Below are 2,900 nucleotides of genomic sequence, written 5' to 3'. Positions count from 1 at the left end.
GCCACGGCGGCGGTGAGCAGGTCGGCGATCCCGACGGCGCGCTATCACAGCCCCGAAGCACTCATCGCCATGGCACCGCGCACCCGAGGCGGCCTCTGCCCCTCACTACCGGGCCGAGCAGCATGAAAACAGACCCATGGAAACGTCAGTAGATCGCGCGGTGTAGCTCACAATCGAGGGCGACGTAAAGAATGTGCTGCAAGCCAGAGGAGATGCGCGCCGCCCGCGGTACCTACCGGGTCGAGTTGACCAGCGCTGCCAGGAGGGCGCTGACCGGCGGGCGTCCCGGCGTCGTTGCCGTTGCGTGCTGGGAGTTAATCCGAAGTCCGCTTGCCGAGAACCCTCATCGGGTCGGCAAACCGCTCCGCGGCGCGTCGGAGGGGCGGTACTCGGCACGGCGGGGCGAATTCCGGGTCATGTACCAGATTTTCGACGACCGAGTCGTCGTCCGCGTGATCCATATCGCGCATCGCCGAGATGTCTGCCGGTGACGTTTCGGCTCACCGGGTAGCGGCCGCTCCGGACTCCACGATCAGCGGCGTGCCGCCTTCGAGCCAGGCTCGATGCAGTTCGATGATCTTGGTCCGTGTTGGAAACCCCTTGCGGTGGAACATATTCTCGGCGTAGTCGAACGGGCGGGTGCGCGTGCAGAATGCGTCATCGATGGTGGCGCGTTCGGCGTCGCTGGCTGGGTCGCGAACGATTCCGGTCAGTCGCTTGTTCCGGAAGCGCAGCGTCACGGTGGGGTTAGCGCGGATGTTCTTCAGCCACAAAGCATGTTCGCCGCGAATGGAGACAAAATAGGCCGTGGTGCCGTCTCGGTAGGCGCGGACAAAGGTGGTCCGCGGCTTTCCGGACTTGCGCCCCTTCGTGGTCAAGGCGGCGACACCGAACGGCATCCACACCGCAAACAACGGTCGATGCAGTGCCCGCAGTGGGCGAGTCACCCAGCGGATGCTGCGCGCCGACGTAGCGTCGGCGCGGGGGAATCGCTCCAGCGTGTAGTGGCCGTCGCGATAGCGCAGTGATTCCGGTACAACTGCCGGCGTGTGTCGATCCATCGCAAGCCCCCTGCCCATGCGGCTGGACTCCAGCATAACGACGTTATGGCCGGTTGGCAAGGCAGCACCGGTGCGGTTGTCGCGTGGCGGCAAACAGTGCAGCATTTGATAGTCATTGATGCGAGGTGGGTGCATGTGGAGCGGGTGCTGGTTGCCGTCCCGTGCTGACTACCGCGACGCATTTGAACAACGCACGCTGGCCGGGGCAACCGCCGGGCAGCGGTTCCGCGGCCGGGTGCGCACGGTCACCGCACCTGGGGACCGGCGGTATTTCGTGGCGGGCTGGACGCGCCCTACCGGGTGGTCGAAACCGGGTAAACGCCGCGGACCGCCGAGCGGAATCGACTAGGCTCCGAGCTGTGACCCAGCCGAGCACCCAGAAGCCGACCGCCGAGCAGATCGAAGCCACCGTGGCCTCGCTGCGCAGCGCATACGACCACCTGACGGAGCTCACCGACACCGCGGGCGGCCTCAACGCCCTGACGAACACCTCCCGGGGCACGGCTGCCCTGCACGACCTCCGCAAGGAGATCGACCGGCTGCACAAGCTGCTGCCGTTCAAGGGCTGACGTCAGCCGAGATCGGCCGCGTCAATCGTCGGCACCACCAACAACGGCGCTGCGACCGCCGCCGCCGGCGTGCCGGAATCGACGTCGTAGTAGGCCGCCCCGCCGTGCTGGTCGCCGACCGCGATGCTGACCTGACGTGCCTCGCCGTGCACGGTGTGGGTGATATCGGTGTGGTTGCCCGGTCGCCGCAGGCGTGGATCTCCGAGGTCGACGGCAGGCGTACTCCCACTCGGAGATGGCAAAGTGCACCACATCCTGCGGCGTGGGTTGGCTGTTCGCCGGCGGCATCGGACGTCGAAGCTAGCACGCACCGTCCGGCCGAATCTGGGTATTGTCGGCTGTCATGACGACCTCAACCGACCTGGGCGGCGTCATCGACGCCACCGGCAACGCGATCGCCGCGGATGGTGCCAACGGCCAGGTGGTGTTCCGCGCCACGGCCACCACCGCCGACGACGCGGCGACCGGCGCGGTGACCGCGGAGCGCAACCGGCAACTGCACGCCGCGGGGGAGCAGCACTATCCGGTGCGCGATCTGACCTGCCCCACCCCGGTGCGCACCAGGCTGGAGGCCCGGCGGTGATCTTCATCGTGGTCAAGTTCGAGACCAAACCGGTGTGGACCGACCGCTGGCTGGCGCTGACGGCGTCGTTCACCCAAGCGACCCGGGCCGAACCGGGCAACCTCTGGTACGAGTGGTCGCGCAGCGTGGACAACCCGCACGAGTTCGTGCTGGTCGAGGCGTTCCGGGACGCCGAAGCCGGTGCCGCCCACGTCAACAGTGAGCACTTCCGGCAGGCGGTGGTCGAGTTGCCGCAGGCGCTTTCGGCCACCCCGCGGATCATCAGCCAGACCGTCGATGCCACCGGCTGGTCGGCGATGGCCGAGATGACCGTCGAGTAGCCCGGGTCAGTCCGGCACGACGGTGATCTCGCGGCCCAGTTCGTAGCCGGGGGTCAGCGGCAGGATGTCACCGCTCCAGAACGAGCCCGGGTCGAACCAGGTGTGGTGCTTGTCGGTGGTGAGCAAGCCCATCTCCTCGTAGGTGATGGGCACCGTCTCCGCGCAGTAGGCGGTCTCCAGCGGGACCCCGGCCCGGTGTGCCTTACGGCGCCGGGCCGCCTGGCTGACCTTGCGGTCCAGCACCGGGATTCCTCGGGTCCAGTCGCTGACGGTGGGGATCCGGCCGCGCAGCCACCGGCCGGTGAGCCGTGCGGTGCTGGGGAAGGCGGTGCCGTCCATCCGGGCGATGACGCGCAGCATCCGGTCT

At 67.8% G+C, this 2,900-nt stretch carries 6 protein-coding genes and 1 pseudogene; 4 read left to right on the top strand and 3 right to left on the bottom strand.

The features are described from left to right. Positions 1–191 precede the first annotated feature (191 nt). Entirely contained in the window at positions 192–491 is a 300-nt protein-coding gene (locus AC2VNT_RS14800; protein ID WP_486947574.1) for a type II toxin-antitoxin system RelE family toxin, read from the top strand. 9 nt (positions 492–500) lie between these two features. Here the strand turns inward: AC2VNT_RS14800 and AC2VNT_RS14795 are convergent, their stop codons facing one another. Further along, a complete protein-coding gene (locus AC2VNT_RS14795; protein WP_486947573.1) occupies positions 501–1,166 on the bottom strand; it encodes a nitroreductase family deazaflavin-dependent oxidoreductase in 666 nt (221 codons plus the stop codon). 254 nt (positions 1,167–1,420) lie between these two features. Here AC2VNT_RS14795 and AC2VNT_RS14790 point away from each other — a divergent pair, with 254 nt between their 5' ends. Then, positions 1,421–1,630, top strand: coding sequence for a hypothetical protein (locus AC2VNT_RS14790; protein WP_486947572.1), 210 nt, complete (start codon positions 1,421–1,423; stop codon positions 1,628–1,630). Positions 1,631–1,632: 2 nt separating this feature from the next. Here the strand turns inward: AC2VNT_RS14790 and AC2VNT_RS14785 are convergent, their stop codons facing one another. Next, entirely contained in the window at positions 1,633–1,782 is a 150-nt protein-coding gene (locus tag AC2VNT_RS14785; protein WP_486947571.1) for a hypothetical protein, read from the bottom strand. Between the two features lie 191 nt (positions 1,783–1,973). Between AC2VNT_RS14785 and AC2VNT_RS14780 the strand changes: the two genes are divergently transcribed. Both AC2VNT_RS14780 and AC2VNT_RS14775 read left to right on the top strand, forming a co-directional pair. Continuing rightward, positions 1,974–2,213 carry a hypothetical protein gene (locus AC2VNT_RS14780; RefSeq protein WP_486947570.1) on the top strand — a complete coding sequence of 80 codons (240 nt, stop codon included), beginning with the start codon at positions 1,974–1,976 and terminating at the stop codon, positions 2,211–2,213. Continuing rightward, a complete protein-coding gene (locus AC2VNT_RS14775; RefSeq protein WP_486947569.1) occupies positions 2,210–2,533 on the top strand; it encodes a putative quinol monooxygenase in 324 nt (107 codons plus the stop codon). Before AC2VNT_RS14780 ends, AC2VNT_RS14775 begins: the two co-directional genes overlap by 4 nt. A gap of 6 nt (positions 2,534–2,539) precedes the next feature. Here AC2VNT_RS14775 and AC2VNT_RS14770 read toward each other — a convergent pair. Then, a pseudogene (locus tag AC2VNT_RS14770) lies at positions 2,540–2,900 on the bottom strand (guanylate cyclase); the annotation flags it as partial.

This window comes from Mycobacterium sp. TH-M15 (assembly GCF_057473705.1).
The sequence above is the reverse complement of the archived record's forward strand: the minus strand, read 5'-3'. Positions and strand labels throughout refer to the sequence as shown.